At 70.6% G+C, this 18,571-nt stretch carries 18 protein-coding genes and 3 pseudogenes; 7 read left to right on the top strand and 14 right to left on the bottom strand.

Annotated elements, in window-relative coordinates:
• Nucleotides 1-422: 422 nt before the first annotated feature.
• The 3 genes from DVA86_RS18595 to DVA86_RS18585 all read right to left on the bottom strand — a co-directional run bounded on the left by DVA86_RS18595 (nucleotide 423) and on the right by DVA86_RS18585 (nucleotide 3,224).
• On the bottom strand, nucleotides 423-1,697 hold the full coding sequence (locus DVA86_RS18595; RefSeq protein WP_208879777.1) for an MFS transporter: 1,275 nt from the start codon (nucleotides 1,695-1,697) through the stop codon (nucleotides 423-425).
• Nucleotides 1,698-1,778: 81 nt separating this feature from the next.
• Entirely contained in the window at nucleotides 1,779-2,309 is a 531-nt protein-coding gene (locus DVA86_RS18590; RefSeq protein ID WP_208879776.1) for a carboxymuconolactone decarboxylase family protein, read from the bottom strand.
• A gap of 63 nt (nucleotides 2,310-2,372) precedes the next feature.
• On the bottom strand, nucleotides 2,373-3,224 hold the full coding sequence (locus DVA86_RS18585) for a hypothetical protein (RefSeq protein WP_208879775.1): 852 nt from the start codon (nucleotides 3,222-3,224) through the stop codon (nucleotides 2,373-2,375).
• Between the two features lie 226 nt (nucleotides 3,225-3,450).
• On the opposite strand from DVA86_RS18585, the gene DVA86_RS18580 reads away from it, so the two are divergent.
• Nucleotides 3,451-3,747 carry a helix-turn-helix domain-containing protein gene (locus DVA86_RS18580; protein WP_208879774.1) on the top strand — a complete coding sequence of 99 codons (297 nt, stop codon included), beginning with the start codon at nucleotides 3,451-3,453 and terminating at the stop codon, nucleotides 3,745-3,747.
• Between the two features lie 492 nt (nucleotides 3,748-4,239).
• Here DVA86_RS18580 and DVA86_RS18575 read toward each other — a convergent pair whose 3' ends face one another.
• On the bottom strand, nucleotides 4,240-4,623 hold the full coding sequence (locus DVA86_RS18575; RefSeq protein ID WP_208879773.1) for an ArsR/SmtB family transcription factor: 384 nt from the start codon (nucleotides 4,621-4,623) through the stop codon (nucleotides 4,240-4,242).
• Between the two features lie 121 nt (nucleotides 4,624-4,744).
• Between DVA86_RS18575 and merA the strand changes: the two genes are divergently transcribed.
• The 3 genes from merA to merB all read left to right on the top strand — a co-directional run bounded on the left by merA (nucleotide 4,745) and on the right by merB (nucleotide 7,371).
• Nucleotides 4,745-6,184, top strand: coding sequence for a mercury(II) reductase (merA, locus tag DVA86_RS18570; RefSeq protein ID WP_208879772.1), 1,440 nt, complete (start codon nucleotides 4,745-4,747; stop codon nucleotides 6,182-6,184).
• A gap of 28 nt (nucleotides 6,185-6,212) precedes the next feature.
• Complete coding sequence (locus tag DVA86_RS18565; protein WP_245996769.1) at nucleotides 6,213-6,650, top strand: MerR family transcriptional regulator; 438 nt, start codon at nucleotides 6,213-6,215, stop codon at nucleotides 6,648-6,650.
• A 79-nt stretch (nucleotides 6,651-6,729) separates the two neighbouring features.
• Nucleotides 6,730-7,371 (top strand): organomercurial lyase MerB, encoded by a 642-nt coding sequence (gene merB, locus DVA86_RS18560; RefSeq protein ID WP_208879771.1) that lies wholly within the window; start codon nucleotides 6,730-6,732, stop codon nucleotides 7,369-7,371.
• 186 nt (nucleotides 7,372-7,557) lie between these two features.
• On the opposite strand, the gene DVA86_RS18555 is transcribed toward merB, so the two are convergent.
• Nucleotides 7,558-8,118, bottom strand: a complete 561-nt coding sequence (locus DVA86_RS18555; protein WP_245996767.1) for a CGNR zinc finger domain-containing protein — start codon at nucleotides 8,116-8,118, stop codon at nucleotides 7,558-7,560.
• Between the two features lie 92 nt (nucleotides 8,119-8,210).
• On the opposite strand from DVA86_RS18555, the gene DVA86_RS18550 reads away from it, so the two are divergent.
• The gene (locus tag DVA86_RS18550; protein ID WP_245996766.1) at nucleotides 8,211-9,458 is read left to right on the top strand and encodes an MFS transporter; all 1,248 of its coding nucleotides are present in this window, start codon (nucleotides 8,211-8,213) and stop codon (nucleotides 9,456-9,458) included.
• 81 nt (nucleotides 9,459-9,539) lie between these two features.
• On the opposite strand, the pseudogene DVA86_RS35365 reads toward DVA86_RS18550, so the two are convergent.
• From DVA86_RS35365 to DVA86_RS18540, 3 genes and pseudogenes are all read right to left on the bottom strand, one after another.
• Nucleotides 9,540-9,798: pseudogene (locus tag DVA86_RS35365) on the bottom strand (restriction endonuclease); the annotation flags it as partial.
• Between the two features lie 233 nt (nucleotides 9,799-10,031).
• Nucleotides 10,032-10,652 carry a restriction endonuclease gene (locus tag DVA86_RS18545; protein WP_208884873.1) on the bottom strand — a complete coding sequence of 207 codons (621 nt, stop codon included), beginning with the start codon at nucleotides 10,650-10,652 and terminating at the stop codon, nucleotides 10,032-10,034.
• 512 nt (nucleotides 10,653-11,164) lie between these two features.
• Nucleotides 11,165-11,413: pseudogene (locus DVA86_RS18540) on the bottom strand (transposase); the annotation flags it as partial.
• A gap of 299 nt (nucleotides 11,414-11,712) precedes the next feature.
• Between DVA86_RS18540 and cutA the strand changes: the two are divergent.
• Entirely contained in the window at nucleotides 11,713-12,036 is a 324-nt protein-coding gene (gene cutA / locus DVA86_RS18535; protein WP_208879769.1) for a divalent-cation tolerance protein CutA, read from the top strand.
• 99 nt (nucleotides 12,037-12,135) lie between these two features.
• Nucleotides 12,136-12,822, top strand: a pseudogene (locus DVA86_RS18530) (PucR family transcriptional regulator); the annotation flags it as partial.
• Nucleotides 12,823-12,876: 54 nt separating this feature from the next.
• Here DVA86_RS18530 and adfB read toward each other — a convergent pair.
• The 6 genes from adfB to DVA86_RS18500 all read right to left on the bottom strand — a co-directional run bounded on the left by adfB (nucleotide 12,877) and on the right by DVA86_RS18500 (nucleotide 18,450).
• Nucleotides 12,877-13,161 (bottom strand): actinodefensin-associated protein B, encoded by a 285-nt coding sequence (gene adfB, locus DVA86_RS18525; RefSeq protein WP_208879768.1) that lies wholly within the window; start codon nucleotides 13,159-13,161, stop codon nucleotides 12,877-12,879.
• Nucleotides 13,158-15,044 (bottom strand): asparagine synthase-related protein, encoded by a 1,887-nt coding sequence (locus DVA86_RS18520; protein WP_208879766.1) that lies wholly within the window; start codon nucleotides 15,042-15,044, stop codon nucleotides 13,158-13,160. The genes adfB and DVA86_RS18520 overlap by 4 nt, the downstream gene beginning before the upstream one ends.
• Entirely contained in the window at nucleotides 15,035-15,607 is a 573-nt protein-coding gene (locus tag DVA86_RS18515; protein ID WP_208879765.1) for a lasso peptide biosynthesis protein, read from the bottom strand. Before DVA86_RS18515 ends, DVA86_RS18520 begins: the two co-directional genes overlap by 10 nt.
• Before the next feature lie 179 nt (nucleotides 15,608-15,786).
• On the bottom strand, nucleotides 15,787-15,927 hold the full coding sequence (locus DVA86_RS18510) for a hypothetical protein (RefSeq protein WP_208879763.1): 141 nt from the start codon (nucleotides 15,925-15,927) through the stop codon (nucleotides 15,787-15,789).
• Between the two features lie 195 nt (nucleotides 15,928-16,122).
• The gene (locus DVA86_RS18505; protein ID WP_208879761.1) at nucleotides 16,123-17,622 is read right to left on the bottom strand and encodes a DHA2 family efflux MFS transporter permease subunit; all 1,500 of its coding nucleotides are present in this window, start codon (nucleotides 17,620-17,622) and stop codon (nucleotides 16,123-16,125) included.
• A gap of 156 nt (nucleotides 17,623-17,778) precedes the next feature.
• Nucleotides 17,779-18,450 (bottom strand): TetR/AcrR family transcriptional regulator, encoded by a 672-nt coding sequence (locus tag DVA86_RS18500; protein WP_208879759.1) that lies wholly within the window; start codon nucleotides 18,448-18,450, stop codon nucleotides 17,779-17,781.
• Between the last annotated feature and the right edge of the window lie 121 nt (nucleotides 18,451-18,571).

Genomic DNA, 18,571 nt, shown 5'->3' with positions numbered 1-18,571 from the left:
CGCGCGACCCGACCAGTTCAACTCGGCATGGTTCGTGGCGGCCCCGACCCCGTCGACCAGCGCCAGCAGGTAGACGGTGACCTTCATCCCCCCAACTGCTCCCGCTCCGCTGCTTCTCCCGCCGGAAGTACCGCACCTCGTGCACCCCCACGGCGCTCGCCCACCAGCTGCCAGGAGCCGCGGTGGACGTCGAACGCGAAGCGCCGCAGCACTCACCATGGAGACGACCGTCTGCACTGTGCTCATGCTCATCGGCTGCCAACTCCCATCAGGGCGACCGGGAGGACTTCCCAGCCGGTGAAGCGCCTTGAGTCGCCGAGCGCACCCGAAGCGTCCTGGCGTCTGTCCAGCGGTACTCGCCCGCAATTCGTTGGGACTCCGCCTGCGTGAGCAGAGGCAGGCAGAGCGCTGTACGCGGCGCTTCATGCGGCCTTGGACAGGGTGGACCGGTCCTTGCTGGGGGCGTGCCGGGCGGGTGTCACGGTTCTGGTCATGGCTCCTCGTCCGTCGTGGCGCGGCCACAGGAGGAGGGCACCGATCGCTCCCGCCCCGGCAAGGGCCGCGAGGACGGACCAGGCAAGGGTGAAGCCGGTGTTCGTGCCGAGCCATCCCGCGACGGGATAGGTGATGAGCCAGGCCAGGTGCGACAGAGAGAACTGGGCCGCGAACGCCTCGGGGACCGCGTTCCGGCTGACGGAAGTACGCAGGACCATGCCGGTCGGTGTGATGATCAGTGCCATGCCGATGCCGATCACGGTCCAGACGATCGCCGTACCGGTCCATGTGGTGAGGTCGGCCGCGATGAGCGTCACCGCGGCGATCGTGCCGCCGACGAGCACTCCGGCGCCGGCCATCATGACGGTGCGGGCAGTGATCCGGTCGAGAACGCGGGGCAGTACGAGGGCGGCCAGGAGGGTTCCGGTGCCGGAGGCGGCGAGCATCCAGGCGACCTCCGACTGCGCGCCGCCGAGCTCGTCACGGACGTAGTTGACGGTGTTGACGACGACGATCGACCCTGCCGCCGCGACCACGAGGTTGAGCGCCATGACACCACGCAGCCGCGGTGTCCTGAGGAAGGTCCTGATCCCCGCCGCGGCCTTGTCCCATGCCTTGGCGTGGGTACTGGGGCGGGCGTCGGGGATGCGCGTCGACAGGACGAGCAGGGCGGAGACGAGGAACCCGGCGGAGGTGCCCAGGAACAGCCAGTTGAAGCTCATGAACGTCAGGGCGACGGCTGCCAGCACGGGGCTGAGCAGGCTCTCCATGGTGGAGGCGACCTGGGAGGCGGACAGGGCACGCGTGTAGTCGGACTCGTCGGTGACGATGTCGGGGATGACGGCCTGGAACGTCGGGGTGAACGCAGCGGAGCCGGCCTGGAGCAGGCCGATCAGGACGTAGATGTGCCAGACCTCGGTGACCAGCGGCAGTGCCAGGACCACCGCACCGCGGACCACGTCGAGGAGGACCAGGAGAGATCTCCTGGGGAGCCGGTCGACGTACGCGGCAGCCAGCGGGGCTATGACCACGTACATGACCATCTTGATGGTCAGGGCGGTGCCGAGGACCATGCCGGCGCGCGGGCCGGCGAGTTCGTAGGCGAGCAGTCCGAGGGCCACGGTGGTCAGCCCGGTACCGAACAGGGCGATGACCTGGGCGCTGAACAGGTGGCGGTAGTCGCGGATGGCGAACAGACGCATGGCGTGTTCCTTCCGTGTCCATGCGGCGGGGCGCGGCCCCGGGGTGGAGGCCGTGCCCCGCGAGTACAGGCGGGGGTGTCTCTACGCACCGGTGTCGCTCCCGGGCGTGAGGCCGGCGAGCAGGTTGAAGGCACCGGTGAGGATGTTGAGTGCGACGACGCCGACGACGTCGGCTATCGCGCGGTCGCTGTAGCCGTGCGCACGCAGCGCGCTGACCTGTTCGTCGGTGATCGACGTCGGCTCGCGGTAGATCTGGAGGGCGAGGGTGATGACCGCCGCGATCGCGGGATCGGCGGAGGTGCCCGCGTGGGCACGCGCGATCTCTTCCTCGTCCACTCCCGTCGCGCGGGCGGCACTGACGTGCGCGTCGAGGCACAGCCTGCATCCCTGCAGCGCCTGGACGGCGATCGAGATCCGTTCGCTGGTCCGGCGATCGAGCTTGGCTCGTCCCATGGCGCGGCTGAGCTGGAGGTAGCCGCCCAGTACGGCGGGCGAGTGCGCCATCGTGGAGACCATCGCACCGGCTTGGCCATGGCGGGAGACCAGGTCGGCGAGGAGGTCGCGAGAGGCGCCGACCGCCGTGTCGGGCGTGAGTCGCGTCAGGCGGGGCATGACGGTCCTTCCGTGGTGGGGGTGTGCTGGGGCGGTGCGGCGGCTGGTCGGTGACCTGCGTGCTCAGTGGTGGGCGTGGCCGCCGTGGTGGTGGTGCTGGTGGCCCCTGTGTTCGGCTGCGACCTGGGATGCCGCGTCCGACTGGCGGGTGGTCGAGGTGGTCCGGACCGTGAACTCGGCTGTCCGTACGACGTCTTGGTGCTGGAAGTCCAGGTACAGGCGGTAGGTACCGGCGGAAGGCGCGGTCGCCACGAAGGCGATCTCGGGTCCCGGTGCGGTGGTGCCGTCACCGGGTTCGCCCTCGGGGTGGACGTGGAGGTAGCCCAGGTCGCCGACCCGCAGTGCCACCAGGTGCCCGTACGCGGCCAGGTAGGGCTGCAGGTCGGTGACGGGGCGGTCGTTCCGGCTGACGGTGAGGGTCAGCTTTCGTGCCTCACCGGGCACGAGCTCGCCGTCGAGCGCGACGGTGTACTCGCCGATCTGTGCGGTCCCGGTGGCCTCGGGGAGCGGCCGTGGGTCGTACGGCCCGGCGACCGCGAGATCGGCCCCCAGTGTCACGGTCCCGTCGTGTCCGGCCGGGTGGACGTCGGCGAAGATCCGCCAGTCTCCCGGTTCCAGGGCCAGTTCGACGCTCCAGGTGCCCTTCTCGTCCCTCACCGGGTGTACGTGCTGGAACCCGGCCGTGTCGCGCCGGACGGCGATGAAGTGCAGTTCTTTCTCGTGCTCGGGCGTGAACTCGGTCACCGCCTGGCCGTCGGGGCCGATCACCCGGAAGCTGACCGGCTGCACACCGGCGGTGACGATCGTCGAGTCGAGCTCGAGGGTGTACCCGTTCTCGGAGACTGACAGCCCGCCGGGCTGGGCTCCGCCGTGGCCGCTGTGGTTGGTCTGGTCGTGGCCGGAGTGATTCTGCATGACAGCTCCATAGGTGTGATGCGTCTGCTGGCGTTGCCCCGTTCAGGACGACGATCACAACCATATACCCCTGGGGGGTATTCCGCTATCTCGATGGAGGGCTGGTTGATGCCGGCCGGCCGGGGCGTCCGAAGTCCGGGGGTGGTCCTGACCGGAGTCGAGCGCGAGCAACTGACGTGTTGGGCACGTCGGGCGAAGACCTCGCAGGCCCTGGCCTTGCGGGATCATGCTGGCGTGCGCGGAGGGGACGTCGAATAGGCACGTCGCCGCCCGGCTGGGAACGTCCGTTTCCACGGTGACCCGTTGGCGGCGCCGGTTCGTGGAGTCATGGCTGGAAGGGCCGACTGACGGACTGCGGCCGGGACGGCCACTGCCGGTCCTCAACGACCGGGTTGAGGCGGTCGTCGTTGCGACGCTGGAGACATCTCCGCCCAACGCCACGCACTGCTCTCGGGCCTCGATGGCCCTTGCGCCGGTCTGTCGAGGTCGACGATCGGACGGACCTGGCAGAAGTTCGAGCTGAAGCCGAATATCCAGGACCGTTCAAACTTTCCACGGACCCGCAGTTCGTGGAGAAGGTCGTTGATGTCGTCGGGCTCTACCACCACCCGCCCGAGAAGGCAGTGGTCCGCTGCGTGGACGAGAAATCCCAGGTGCGGGCCCTGGGTCGGGTGTTGGCCGAACCGGTCCAGCCCGAGGCAGGCAGCCGGGCTTCACCCTGCAGAACCTTCTGAGGCGCGACGGGGAAAGGGCCGACCGGGACTGACCCGGGCTGAATCCCTGTCGCGATCACCCGCGGTGCCGGGGACGTGAACGCTGTTGCCGGGGAGGCCTGTTCGAATTCCCGGAGTTGCTCCCATGGGAGGCGATCTGCCTGCGTTCGTCCTACCGGTACTCGGCGAGCGGCTGCGCAGGGCTCATTGGATCCCGGCGGCCGCCGTACCGGCACGGGAAGACTCCTTGTTGCGACGAGGAGGCCGGTGGATGGCAGCCATGACGGGGTGCGCCTTGCCGGTTATCCCGGGCCGTCGGGGATGCGGGTGCAACAGGTCAGCGCGGTGGCGTTGTCTGCGGCGAGCGAGCGGGCAAGGACAAGCAGGTCCGCGACGCGCGGGTCGCCGACGGAGTAGCGCAGTTTCTTGCCGTCCCGGCGGGCGGTGACGTAGCCGCAGTCCACAAGGCAGGACAGGTGGACCGAGACGCGGGGCTGGGAGATGCCGGCGTGCTCGACGCACTCAGCACTGGTGCGCTCGCCTCGAAGGATGAACTCCAGGAGCTTCAGCCGGGTCGGGTCCGCCAGGGCACGGAAGAATTTCGCCACCGTGTCCAGATGGGTGCACGGCACCTCATCAGCAGCCGGGCTGGCGACCCCGGTGGGAGTGCTGAGGCGTTGCGGCATACGGATGGCCTCCACGGCTGAATCTATTCGCTTACCCAAATAGTATGGTGAAGGTGAGCTATCCGGCAAGGCGCATAGCAGTGAGTCTGGAGGCCTGGACTCTGCACGAGGAGGCAACACCGTGACCACAACGCACTCCGGCTTCGACCTGGCCGTCATCGGCTCCGGCTCAGCGGCCTTCGCCGCCGCTATCGCCGCCACCAACCAGGGCAAGCGCGTGGCGATGATCGAGCGTGGCACTACCGGAGGCACCTGCGTGAACGTGGGCTGTATACCCTCCAAGGCGCTGCTGGCCGCAGCCGAGGCCCGCCACGGTTGCGGAGCGGCCGGGCGATTCCCCGGGCTTGCCGCCGCGGAACTGCCCGTCGAATTCCGGCAGTTGATCGACGGCAAGGATGCCCTGGTCGAGCAGCTGCGGGCGGAGAAGTACACCGAACTCGCCGCCGACTACGGCTGGGAGATCGTGCATGGAACGGCCACCTTCTCCGGCACCAGCGACGCCCCGGCCCTCGAGGTCTCGTTGCGCGACGGCGGCACCCGGCGCATCGAAGCCGCTCACTACCTTGTCGCCACCGGCTCCGCGCCCTGGGCACCGCCCGTAGAGGGCCTGGCCGAAGCGGGGTACCTGACATCGACCACGGCGATGGAACTCGACGCGCTGCCGGAGTCGATGATCGTCGTGGGCGGCAACGCCGTTGGCCTGGAGCAGGCCCAGCTCTTCGCCCGCCTCGGTACCCAGGTCACTGTGATCGAGGCTCTGGAGCAGCTGGCCCCGTTCGAAGAGCCTGAGGTTTCCTCCGTCATTGAGGACGTCTTCGCCGAGGAGGGCGTCACCGTCCACACCGGCGCCACCCTCGCCAGTGTCCGCACCGAGGACGGCGCCAAGATCGCCGCCGTGCGCACGCGCAGCGGCAGGGAGACCGAGCTGCGCACCGAAACGCTACTGGTCGCCACCGGCCGGCGCCCCGTCATCTCCGGCCTCGGTCTCGACGCGGTCGGCGTCAAGACGGGCGAGCGCGGCGATGTGGTTGTCGACGACCACCAGCGCACCACCAACGAGCGGATCTGGGCCGCGGGGGATGTCGCCGGAGGCCCGCAGTTCGTCTACGTCGCCGCCGCCCAGGGCACTCTGGCCGCCGACAACGCCTTCGCCGACGCGGAGCGCACGCTGGACTACACCGCGCTGCCCCGCGTCACCTTCACCAGCCCGGCGATGGCCGCGGTGGGGATGACCGACGCCCAGGCGGCCGATGCCGGAATCCCCTGCGACTGCCGCGTTCTGCCGCTTGAGTACGTGCCGCGCGCTCTCGCCAACCGCGATACTCGTGGGCTGGTCAAGCTCGTAGCCAACGCCGAGACCGGCCGCGTGCTGGGCGTCCACGTGATCGCGGACGGCGCGGGCGACATCATCACCGCTGCCACCTACGCCATCACCGCGGGCATGACCGTCGATCAGCTCGCCCACACCTGGGCCCCGTACCTGACCATGGCCGAGGCCCTCAAGCTCGCTGCTCAGACCTACACCGCGGATGTCGCCAGGCTCTCCTGCTGCGCAGGCTGAGCAGTGAGCGACCGGAACAGACGCACCCATGAACACGCACCGGCCTGGGCGCCGTACGCGCGCGATGACCGTCGGGGACCTGTCCCGCCAGACCGGCGTGACCGTCAAGGCCCTGCGCGAGTACACCGACCTCGGATTGATCTACACCCTCGGCCGCAGCCCGGCGAACTACCGCCTGTACGACACCGACGCCCTGTGGTGCGTGCGGTTCATCGGCGAACTGCGCGGACTGGGCCTGACCGTCGCTGAGATCCGCGACTTGACCACCGCGTATCTCGACAGCCCGGACAGACCGGTCGGCTCGCATCTGGCCGAGCTGCTGCACCGCTCCCGCGAACGCCTGCGGCAGCGCATCACCGCTCAGCAGCAGATCCTCGACCGGATCGACGAGTTCGAGACCGAGCACCAGCACCACCTGGAGGAGGGCGACCTGTGCTGGGCCGGAGATCCGCGCTGCGAGGCGTGACCTTGACCCTCACCCCGGGGGCAGACCCTACGGTCGGCGGCATCGGACCCAGCCACCCGGAGGGAAGGGAAGTACCACCGTGAACACCGATACCGAAGAGCTCGCCACCCGCTTCTCCGACACGGTCAACCGCGCCCCTGGCGTCAAACTCTGGCTCCTGCGCCCCCTGCTCAGGCTGCTGGCCACCGGTGAACCCGTCACCCTCGACCAGCTCGCCGCCCAAGCCGACCGCACCACCGAGGAGATCCGCGCGGCGCTGGCCGACATGCCCGACACCGAGTACGACACCGCTGGCCACATCATCGGAGACGGCCTTACGCACAACCCCACACCGCACCGCTACCAGACCGACAGCCACACCCTCTACGCCTGGTGCGCCATGGACACCCTGGTCTTCCCGGCCGTCATCGGCCACATCGCCCAGGTCGCATCCCCCTGCGCGGTCACCGGAGAACCGGTCCACCTGACCGTGACGCCCGATGGGCCCACCGATGTGGAGCCGGCCACCGCGGTTGTCTCCCTGGTCGCTCCCGACGCTCCGACCTCGGTCCGCGCCGCCTTCTGCAACAAGGTCCACTTCTTCGCCAGCGCCGACGCCGCCACGGACTGGCTCACCCACCATCCCGACGCCCAGGTCGTGCCCGTCGCCGATGCCTACGAGATCGGGCGCCCGATCGTCGAGCAGATGCTCTCCGGCAACACCTCGTCAGGCTGCTGCTGAGCACCCAGGGAACTGAGCCCGCTCCGCGGCATGCGGAGCGGGCACGTCAGGCGAGCACATCCGCCCATCCCAACCGACAGGGAGAAACTCGCCGGCCCCGCATCCACCGCGCACTGAGGACGCTGCCGATGCCGCGTTGGGGGCACGCCCGATCGCGGCGGAACAGCCGCGGGGATTCGCTGTCACTCAGCGCTGTTCGGCCTTGCGTGCGCGGAAGGTGGCGGCTTTGACGCGGCTTTGGCAGGGGCTGGAGCAGAACTGCCGTACGGCATTGCGTGAGTTGTCGATGTAGACCCGGTCGCACTCGGGCGCCCGGCAAACGCCGAGACGACCCGCGAGGTCGCTCCCGGTGGCGAGGGCGAGTGCGGTGGCACATCCGGCGCTCCAGCCCACGGCGAGGGAATCGTCAGCGCCGTGGAAGTGGACCTGCCAGGGCTCGTCGGCCACCCGGTCCAGCTGCGGGCGAGCGCCCGTGGAGCGCAGCAGGGAGTTGATGACGGCAGCAGCGTCATCAATACGGTCCTCGTCGACGGCTTCGAAAACGCTCTTCATCTGCCGGGCCGTACCGGCGAGGTGAGCGGCCTCCTCGGGGTCGATTTCCTCGGGGCCAGGGCTCGTGGGGGGCAGGGCGGCGGCGACGGCGCCGGGGAGGTCCGTGCCGCGCGGCGCCGTGTACGGCCTGCCCCGCTGCCTGCCGTCGGTCAACGTGTTCACAAGCGAGACCGTCACCTCCAGCAGAGTCACCACGTGACTATCGAACAACACTTGACCGGTCACTCCTCACAAGCTAGCTTTCATCACTGACCATACTAAATTCGTCGGTGACAACGGGGGCTGGCATGCGATTCTCACCGACCGGACCACGGCTGCCACGCGCCGTATGGCTGCTCATCGTGGCACGGGCAGTCAACCGCCTCGGGGCGTTCTCGCTGCCCTTCCTCGCGGTGCTGATCACCACGCGGTTCGGCGCGAGCGCCGCCACCGCCGGTCTTGTCGCCGCCGCGTTCGGACTCGCGACGATCCCATCGCGCCTGGCCGGCGGGCGCCTCGCGGACACCCTGGGGCGGCGCCGCACGATGGTCGTGGGTCTGTCCGGCTGCGCCCTGGCGCAGTTGGGGATCGCCGCCGCCGACAGTCTGGCGGCGGCCGCCTGCTTCGCGGTGCTACTCGGGCTCGTCTTCGAGCTGTACGAGCCGCCGAGCCAGGCGATGATCGCCGACGCCGTGGGCCCCGGGGAACGCATACGCGCCTACAGCCTGCTCAACGCCGCCCTGGCGGTGGCGGGCCTGGGTGCGGGACTGATCGCGGCCGGGCTGGGACGGTGGGATCTGCGCTGGCTGTTCGTGGCCGACGCCGTTACGTGCCTGATCTGCGCGGCCGTGGTGCCCGTCGTCCTGCCCGCAGACCGGCCGGACGCTGCGGGCCCCGCCCGGGAGGGGGCCAAGCAGGTCAGGCCGTGGCGCGACGGGGCACTGCTGGCGCTGCTCGCCTCGGGAACCCTGTTCGCTCTGGTCTACCTCCAGATCATGATCACGCTTCCGCTGTCCCTGGCGCACCGTGACCTGCAACCGGCCGACGCCGGGCTCCTCCTGGCCGCGTCCGCTGGAGTCATCGTGCTTGGCCAGCCACTCCTGCGCCTGAAACGGCTGGCTGCCCTTTCGGCCCCCGTCGCCTTCACCGCGGGCTACTCCTTGCTCGCGCTCGGCCTGTCCGGCTACGCCCTCGCGCACACCCTGGGAGCCTTCCTCGCGGCAACCCTCGTATGGAGCCTGGGCGACCTGCTGCTGGTGGGACGGATGTACGCGGTCGTCGCGGAGCTGGCGCCGGGCGGCGGCACCGGGCGGTACATGGCCGTCTACGGCACGAGTTGGGGGATCGCCGGTATCGCCGCGCCCGTCACCGGCACCCAACTCCTTCAGCATTCCGGGGCGACCGTCTTGTGGGGGACTATGGCGGGCGTCTGCCTCGCTCTGGCGGCCGTTCAGCCCGTCCTCGCCCGTACGGCGACCCACCGCACACGGTTGGCCTCCGAGGTGGCGGGACCCGAGGCCGGTGCGCAGGGCCACAGGGCCACTCGTTCCCCGTGACGCGGTCATCGGCACGTCGGCCGGGCTGAGTTGACCGATCCCCTGTGCTTCGGATGCGAGGAGGCTTGCCGGACAGCCAGCCCGTAGCTGCGATCCGTTAGTGACGACGACTGCGAAGTCCGCTCTATGGACGGGCTCGGCGGTTCATTTGAGCTGATACATCACGTGGGAGCCGACCTCGTCCACGACACCTTGGTGTGTTTGGCCTGGACGATTACGCGTCCCGGCCGTCCTGCCCGACGACGTCAGCGGCTTGATCACCTTGCTGCCCTACCCTGCGCGCCATCCAGCCATCGCGGACGAGTAGATCCCGTAAGGCGTACTCGAAGTCCCGGTCGTCTGACCGCACAACCGTGCTCCCGCGGCCACGGCCGCGATCGTCCAGCCGCTAGGGCAACAGCGACCTGTGGTGCCTAAACCAGCCCTGGAGCACGGCGTGTTCACCCCCCTCAGGGCAGGTGCGAGTCGTCAACCCCGAGAGAAGTTACGGATGTCCGCATACAGCAGGTGTTCGATCGCAAGTACAGGTAGTCCAGCCGCCTCCAGCGGGCCTCAATACGGGGGGTGGAGGACTCACTTGCCGTAGGCCTGTTTCCAGCGCGCTCTATGACGGGCGTCGCCTTGCCCGGAGCCGTTGACGCTGATCAACGACGACAAGGAGGCGCCGTTGTTCCAGAGCCCCAGATGGTCGCGGTGCACCGCGAGGATGCCGTGTTCCACTGCGAACGCCTCGGAGGGGCGGCTGAACCGGGTCGTCGTCGCGAAGACGGCCACCTCGGCCCCGAAGTGCACCTTGGCGCCCAGTAGGTCACGGAGCTCGCGGCTCGCGATCGTGCTGCTCGGTGCATATCGCTTGCACTGGATGACCATGGCACGGCCGTCCGGAAGGCGCCCCACGACATCGGCGCCGTTGTCGTGCGAACCGCCCACCCGGCGGACCTCCGTGCACCCGTCGCGACGGCACAGGCCGGCCACCAGATCCTCGAACTCCGTGCCGCTCATCCCGTCCACTTCAGCCAGAGTGCGGTGGCCCTCCCGCACCGCCTCCTCCTGACGCCAGCGACGGTCACCGCCGCGCAGCATGCGGTCCGTACGCCACAGCCACCAGCCCGTCGCACCGACGCCAACGGCCAGAACAGTCCCCACGACGTACGGCCAGACCGCAGACCAGAGCAGCACAAGGACGAGCACCATCGCGATCCCGGCAACTGACACCGCCCTGATGCGAGTATCCCGTCGCCTTCGCGCGACCGATCGCCGTCCCCTTCGAGATGCCATCCCAGCCCCCTTCGCCCACCGCGCCTCCGAAGCAGTCTGGGCACCCGGAGAAGGGCTCGGAAAGAGCGCCTCTCAGCCACGTATGAAAGGCCTGTGACCAGGCAGCCCCATGGGGCCCCTGGTCTCATCCGTGGTCGAGTTCGCCTTTCTCCAGGCCCGTACATGGCCCCGGACTCACGGCTGCTTCCTGGCAGACCAGGACACCCGACCGATCGACAAAGCTGTTACCCCGCTGACACGCACGGCCGTCACTGGCACATGGTCGGTGTCCAGAATCCACTGACCAGAGCTGGTCGGGGCGACCAGCACGCCGAACACCAGCATGATGACGACGGTCAGTTGCTCATCGGAGCGGCTTCGGGCCTACGTGCGGCGGCGTAGCGGCAGGAAGATGATGATGTGCGCCTCAATGCCTGGCACCGGGTGTGTCAACTTGACGGCTGATCTTGGTTGTTGAGGTGCCAGTGGCTGGTGGGGGCCAGGCGGCCTTCGGAGGCGATCTGGAAGGCATTCGGCGGTGTTTTCCCGTGCATCGTCCAGCGGTGTCGGCCCGTGCCGGTCGCGTCCAGGCTCATCAACGCCGTGTAGATGCACCTCAGCGCGGCTGCCTCCGAGGGGGAGTGGCCGCGGGCACGAACCGCCTTGCGGATACGGGCGTTTACGCTCTCGATCGCGTTCCCACCCCCGCGCCACTCGATCAGGGCGGGGTCGTCCAGCCGCACGGCGCCGGTCGAGGCCGACCCGGCGCAGCAACTCTTGTGGGCGACGCCGATGGCCTGCCCGCCGTCCTCGACGGACGGCCGTGGTCGGGGACGGCAGGCAGACGACGATGCGGGCGCGCTCCATGCGGCCAGGGTGCGACGGGACGACCGGCCGCGCATGGCGACGGCCCTCCACTCGGCGAGGTGAGGGCCAACCGGTACTGACTAGGGCCCGGCTGGCGACGATCTCTGCTCCCCCGAATAGCATCTTCGCCATGACTGACTTTGTGCAGGTGTCGACAGCCACTGAAACCCGGCAGCAGGCGGTCGAGTTGGCACGGTCCGCTGTACGTGATCGCCTCGCCGCCGGAGCTCAGATCATCGGGCCTGTCACCTCGGTCTTCTGGCATCTGGGCGAGTTCGGCGAGAGCGAGGAGTGGCAGCTTCTCCTGAAGACCAGCCTCACGCGGTACCCGGCCCTGGAGGAGCATCTGCTTGAGCATCATCCGTGGGACAACCCCGAGCTGTCCGCCGTGCCGATCGCGGCGGGAGCGGAGAGGTGCCTTCAGTGGGTGCGTGAATCGGTCGAACCCGCCTAGATGAATGAGTCCGATGTCGGTGCTGGTCGCGACCATGGCGAAGGGCGCCCGTTGGTCAGTGTGTGAAGACAAACCTGGACGCCCTTCTGGCGGCACTGTACGTGTTCATCGACGACCACGTGGGCCGCGGCGCGGGGGCGGCGGCCGGCGCTGGCTGCGCTCGTACGGCTGCGGGCGGGCGACAACCTCGGGCCCGCCCGTACGGCCGCGGACCGGCTGCTGCACGCACCGGACGAGGGGCCCGCGGGGGCGGGCGCGCGTACCGGCGGGGGCGTGGGTGCGGGCGGGAGCGGGGGCGCCCGCGCGGGGATCAGCGCGCCGGCGCGCGGCCTGGACGGACTGCCCGCGGCCTGGCACGAGGCGCTGGCCTCGGCGTACGCCGCCGCGGCGGAGCCGCGGTACGGTCCGGTCGCCGAGTGGGCGGCCGTCGGACCGTACCGGCTGCTGACCGGCCTCACGTCCCTGACCGGCCTGACCGCCCCGCCGCCCGGCGGCGACGCCGCGGAGGCACCCGTACGGGACGGCGCGGCGGCACCCGACCCGGCCGTCCGCCGCCTGCTGGAGCCCGCGCACCGTGAACTTGCGGGCACCGCCGAGGTGTTCCTCGACCGCGCGGGCCAGGCGGGGCGTACGGCCGCGGAGTTGGGCATCCACCGGCAGACGCTCTACTACCGGCTGTCCCGTGTCGAGCAGCTCACGGGCCTCGACATCCACGACGGCGCCGACCGCCTGCTCCTCCACATGTCCCTGAAGGCGGCCCGCCTCACCCACAGCTGGCCGCCGTGAGCCGGCGCGCGCCGGCCCGCGCGCGCCGGCCCACATCTGGTGGACGGAGCCGGCTCACGCCCGGTGGACGAAGCCCGCCCGTTCGAGCGCCGTGACGATGGCCTCCGCGGTCCGCTCGTCGGCGGGCTCGTCCGTGATCAGGGACGCGTACGGGCCGGTGCTGCCCGCGCCGTACAAGCGCTCGCGCAGCACCCGCGCGGCGCGCGGGGAGAGCCGGTGCACCTGCGACTTCTCGGTGTCCAGCAGCACTCCGCAGAACGGCAGTTCCCGGAATCGCACGTGCCCGGCCAGCCGCAGTTCCCGGTCCCGTGGCTCCCGCACACCCCGTGTCTCGCTCATTCCGGCAGCCTCCGCAGCCACTTCTCGATGACGGCGAGCCGTACGAAGTGCTCACCGTCGCGGTGGGCAGTCGTACGGTTCAGCCGCTCCGGATAGGTCTTGTCGACGATGCCGAGCCGGCACAGCAGCGCGTCGGGGCTCAGGAGTTCCCGGATCCGCTCGAAGTTCTGATGCGTGTAGACGGCAGGCACCGCGTCGATGCGGGCCTGATGCATCCGCAGTCCCGTGTCAAGCAGCCCGGCCCGGCGCCCGTACGCCAGGCGCAGCACCAGCTTGTCGAGCCGGCGCCCGTACGCGACGCCCGTACGGTGCCGGCTCGGCAGGCTCAGCACGAACTCGATCACGTCCCGGTCCAGGAAGGGTGTGGTGAGCATGCAGCGGCGCGGCATGCAGTGGTTGATCCAGCCGGCCTGCGTGGTAACGGCGTTCAGGGATTCCTGCAGGGAGTAGCGGGCGAGGAAGTCGCGGCGCCCGTCGTCGCCGCGGACGGCCGCCAGCGAGCGCTCGGCGTTGTCGCGCGCCGCCCGCTGGAACGCGTCGGCGGCGTCCGCGGACAGCCAGGGCGCGGGCGGCAGTTCGCCGAATGTGGACAGCAGCGCGTCGCCGCGCCCGCTCGCCCGCCCGGCGAGATACCGCAGCACCGCGAACCGGCGCTTCTCACCGCCGCCGAACGAGGCACCCGCCGCGCGCGACAGCAACTGCCATACGGGTTCGCCCGCGACGGTGGGGTTCAGCGCCCCGAGGCCGCGGGCCGCGAAGACGGCGGTGCTGTGGTCGGCGGAGAACACCTGGTCCGCGTACAGGCCGGAGAGGAGCATCCGCGCCCCGATGCCCTCCGCGTGCTCCGCCGCGGCGGGAAGCCCCGGCAGCGGCACCTGTGTGACGGGGAACCCCGTGCTGTCGGCGGCGTCGAGATAGCCGCCGCCGCGCCGGGCGTGCTCCGTCATATCGAACGGCAGGTAGCGCACGTTGCCGGCCTCCGCGACCGACTTGGCGGCGGCGACGTCCTCCGCGAACCCGGGGAAGCCGTCGAGCGTGAAGTGCATGCCGGTGACCCGTACGGACAGGTCCGCCGTCTCGTGCGCCACGACGGCCGAGTCGAGCCCACCGCTGAGCAGCAGCATCGCCGTACGCTCGCCCGCGACCAGGCGGGAGCAGGCTGTCGCGAGACGCTCCCGCAGCGCCTCGGCCGCGGTGTCCAGGTCGGACGGCACGTCGGTGGCCGCGACTTGGTCGTAGCGGCGGACGACGGGCCGGCGGCCGGCCCCGGGGGACACCTCCAGCAAGTGGCCTGGTGCCAGCCGGTGCACGCCCCGGAACCAGGACCGGTCACCGGCCATGCCGACCCCGGCGATGATGAACGGAAGCGCGTCCACGTCCACATCGCCCAGCGTCGGCCCGGCGGCCGGCAGCAGGTCGACCGGGTCGGTCGACCACCGCAGGCGGTCGCCGTCGGCCCGCCAGAAGAGCGGGGTGACGGCGTTCGCGGGGCGGCAGAGGACGACGCGGCGGCGGTCGGCGGCGACATGGGCGGCGACGTAGTCGCCCGGCACCGCGCGCAACGATTCGGGGCCCCGCTCGTCCAGCGCGCGCTGCAGCGCGGCGAAGGGCTGGTCCGGTGGTCCGCTGTGGTCACGCGGTACGGCGGCCCAGCCGGTGAGCGCCACACGGGGCGGTGCCGCGGTATCGGGCGGCGACGGATCGGGCTGCACCCCCGTAACGTCGGCGTCGTGCACCGGCCCCTGCATGAGGACGATTCCAGCGCTGTCGTGGTCTCGGCGGGGGTCGGTGCCGTATGTGCCGGAGAAGCGGTAGTCGGACTCCCTTCCGTCCGCTCCCGCAAGGGAGATGCTGCCGGACATGCCGAACGCGGTCAGGGGCATACCGCGCCCGCATCCGCACTCGTGACCGCGCCCGCACTCGTGACCACCCCCGCCGGTTCCGGATAACGGATGAGTTCCACGTGGCTCGCTTCGAACCCGCTGGAGCGCTCGATCACCGGCTCGTCACCGATGGCGGGCCAGGCGTGCAACTCACCCTCGGTGTGCTCGGACTCGACGGTGGGATAGCCGATGACGATGTCGACGGCGAAGCCAAGCCCGCGCAGCGCGGCGCAGACCCCGATGGCCTCGTGCAGGCAGAGATGCCGGCCGGCGAGCGACCGGGCGAGCCCCTGGGCCCGCCAGGCCGCGTCACGCGCCCAGAACACCGTGGCGGGACCGGAACCGCCGCGTGCCCGCTTGCGCACGTTCGGCCCGGGCAGCGCGGCGAGGACACGCGGAAGACCGCCGGACGTGAACGCGCGCCCGAACCGCAGGTAGTCGCGTACGGCGGCGGGCAACTCCGCCGACCGCACGGACAGTTCCGGATGGGGCTCCCGGTCGCCCAGGACGATCGACCTGACCGCCTGTTCGTTGCGCCGACGCGTGCGTACCGCGTGTCGCAACTCCGCGAGGACACCGTCGTGAGGCCCGCTGAAATGTTTCACTTCGCTCGACTCTCCGGGACGGGGAAACAGTGGAAGAGGAGACGGGGAGAGGGCCGGCGCCGGCCGACGGCTCGGGGCACCGGCACCGGCCCGTTCAGCGGCGTCTCAGAGTGGGGACGACCGCCGGAGCGGCTGGGTCAGCACCAGCACAGCCCCGCGATGGACTCGAAGTTGGGGGCGAGGGCCGCGCCGTGTGTGACGTCCTCGAGGCTCCCCACGAACTCGATGTCGGCCGATTCCACCGCTTCCAGAGTGGCGTCTTCGAGCTGCTTGTCCATGTTCACACCTTTCCCCGTCGGGGACTTGAAATCGATGCCATCCGGCATCGGACGATCAACGTAACAGCGGGGCCCTAGTGCATCCCCTAGAGCGGGCCAACGGGCGCTGCCCCCGCGACCGTTGAGCCGGCAGGGCAGCCGAAGGCCCCGCCGCCGGCGGCAACCGGCGGCGGGGCCCGGGGGTCTGCGACCCTCTCAGCCCAGGTGCACCGCCGCGGGCGCGTCCTGCGCCGGGCCGGACTCGCGCCGCGGCCGCGGGGTGTTCATCAGCAGGCCGACGGCGATCGCCGCGGCCACCAGGATGGCGGTCGCCACCGCGTACGCCGCCGAGAACCCCTCGACCAGCCCGTCCCGCAGCACGGGCGGCGCCTTGGGTCGGTCCGCGAGGTAGTCGCTGGTCGTGCTGGTGGCGATGGTGTTGAGCAGCGCCGTGCCGATCGAACCGCCGATCTGCTGCGAGGTGTTGACGGTGGCGGACGCGATGCCGGCGTCCTCCGGGCGCACGCCGTGGGTGGCGTAGTTCATCGCCGGCGCCATCACCAGGCCCATCCCGAGGCCGACCAGGATCTCGGCGGGCAGCACCCCGGTGGCGTACGACGTGTCCGCCTCCAGGAAGACGAGCCACAGGGTGCCGCTGGCGGTGGTCAGCAGCCCCGGCACCACCAGCAGCCGCGGTGCGACCCTCGGCAGCAGCCGGGAGGCGATGCCGCCAGCGGAGAGCAGTACGCCCGCGGTGAGGGGCAGGAACGCGACGCCGGTGAGCACCGCCGAGTAGTCCTTGACGACCTGCATGTAGTAGGTGAGGAACAGGAACATGCCGAACATGGCGACGACCGACAGCGCCACCGCCAGATAGGCGCTGCCCCGCGCCCGGTCGGCGATGACGCGCAGCGGCAGCAGGGGGCGTTCGGCGCGGCGGCCCTCGTAGAGCACGAACGAGACGAGCAGCACGATGCCCACCGACAGCAGCCCGACGACGAGTTGGGAGTCCCAGCCCTCGGACTCGGCCTCGCTGCAGCCGTAGACGACGGCGACCAGGCCGGTGACGGCGAGCAGTACGCCGGGTACGTCGATGCGGTGCCGGGTGGCGGAGCGCTGGTCGGCGGGGAGCGCGGTCCAGCCGAGTGCGGCGATGACGGCGATCGGCACGTTCACGTACAGGCACCAGCGCCAGTCCAGGTACTCGGTGAGCAGCCCGCCGACGACCAGCCCCACCGCGCCGCCGCCGGCGGCAATGGCGCCGAACACGCCGAACGCCTTGGCGCGTTCGCGTGCCTCGGTGAAGCTGACGGTGAGCAGGGAGAGCGCGGCCGGGGCGAGCAGGGCGGCGAAGACGCCCTGCAGCGTACGGGCGGCGAGCAGCATGCCGAAGTTGGCCGCGGCTCCGCCGAGCGCGCTCGCGCCCGCGAAGCCGAGCAGCCCGATGAGGAAGGCGCGGCGGCGCCCCGTGTAGTCGGCGATACGGCCGCCGAGGAGCAGCAGGCTGCCGAACGACAGGGTGTACGCGGTGATGACCCACTGGCGGTCGCCGCTGGAGATGCCCAGGTCCTGCTGGGCCGAGGGCAGCGCGATGTTCACGATCGTGATGTCGAGCACGATCATCAGCTGCGCGAGCCCGATGAAGACGAGCGCGAGCCAGCGGCGCGGGTTGCTCTCCGCGGCACTGGGGATGGGCGCCGGAGTTGTTGTGGCCATGACAGTTACTCCCTCTTGCGGTCTTGCGGTTCGAGCCGCCGCCGTAAGCGGTGGCGTCAGCGGCAGCCGGCGGCGCGGGCGCGGAACGCGCGAGTGGCGCGGGCGCGGGTGGCGCGGAGTGCGCAGCGGGCGGGGGCACTACGAGGGGGTGGTGCGCTACGAGGGACTGTCGCGCTCGCCACCCTCCACCCCGGCCATCCCCTTCGCCATCCGTGCGCGGATGCGCCGGAACCAGGGGACGCCGATCGCCGGCCCCGGCAGCCGTTCCTCGCGCGGCCAGGCGGCGGACGGGCGCAGTCCGTCGATGTAGATCTCGAGCTGGCGGTGCGCGAGGGCGCCGTCCTCGGGGAAGCCGCCGCCGGGCAGCGGCCGGGTCAGCCGGATGATCATAAAGATGACATCGCCGGGAGCCGCGTCCGCGCGCAGCAGCGCCGCCTCCTGGGCCCTGGACATCAGGTCGTGCAGCGGATCGACGGCGTCGCGCACCTCGCTGAGGACGCGGTCCGCCTCGAACCGGCCGAACAGCGACGGCATCACCGCGCCGATGTTGAGGTCGAGGGCCGCGTGCATGAAGCGCCGCAGCGCCTCGAACGGGTCGCCCTCCTCCGCCGCGGCCCGGGTGACCCCCTCGTACAGCAGCTCCAGCGTGTCGGCCGCGACGGCCCGGATCAGGTCGTCCCGGGTCGGGAAGCGGCGGTAGAGCGTGGCGACGCCGACGCCCGCGCGCCGGGCGATCACGTCGAGCGGCGCGTCCGGGCCCTCGTGGACGAAGATCTGTCGGGCGGCCCGCAGGATCTGTTCGCGGTTGTGCTGGGCGTCCGCGCGCATTCCACACCTCCGGTCAGTCCCACACGGTTGTGCAGGTGGATGAATTTCCTCCGTCTACATACGACGCTAAGGGCTAAGCGGAGAGATTTCATCCATCTGAAGGGAAGTGATAGCGAAGTCG

The sequence above is a fragment of the Streptomyces armeniacus genome (genome assembly GCF_003355155.1).
Taxonomy (GTDB): domain Bacteria; phylum Actinomycetota; class Actinomycetes; order Streptomycetales; family Streptomycetaceae; genus Streptomyces; species Streptomyces armeniacus.
Note: the sequence above shows the minus strand (reverse complement) of the source record. Positions and strands in the feature narration are given on the sequence as shown.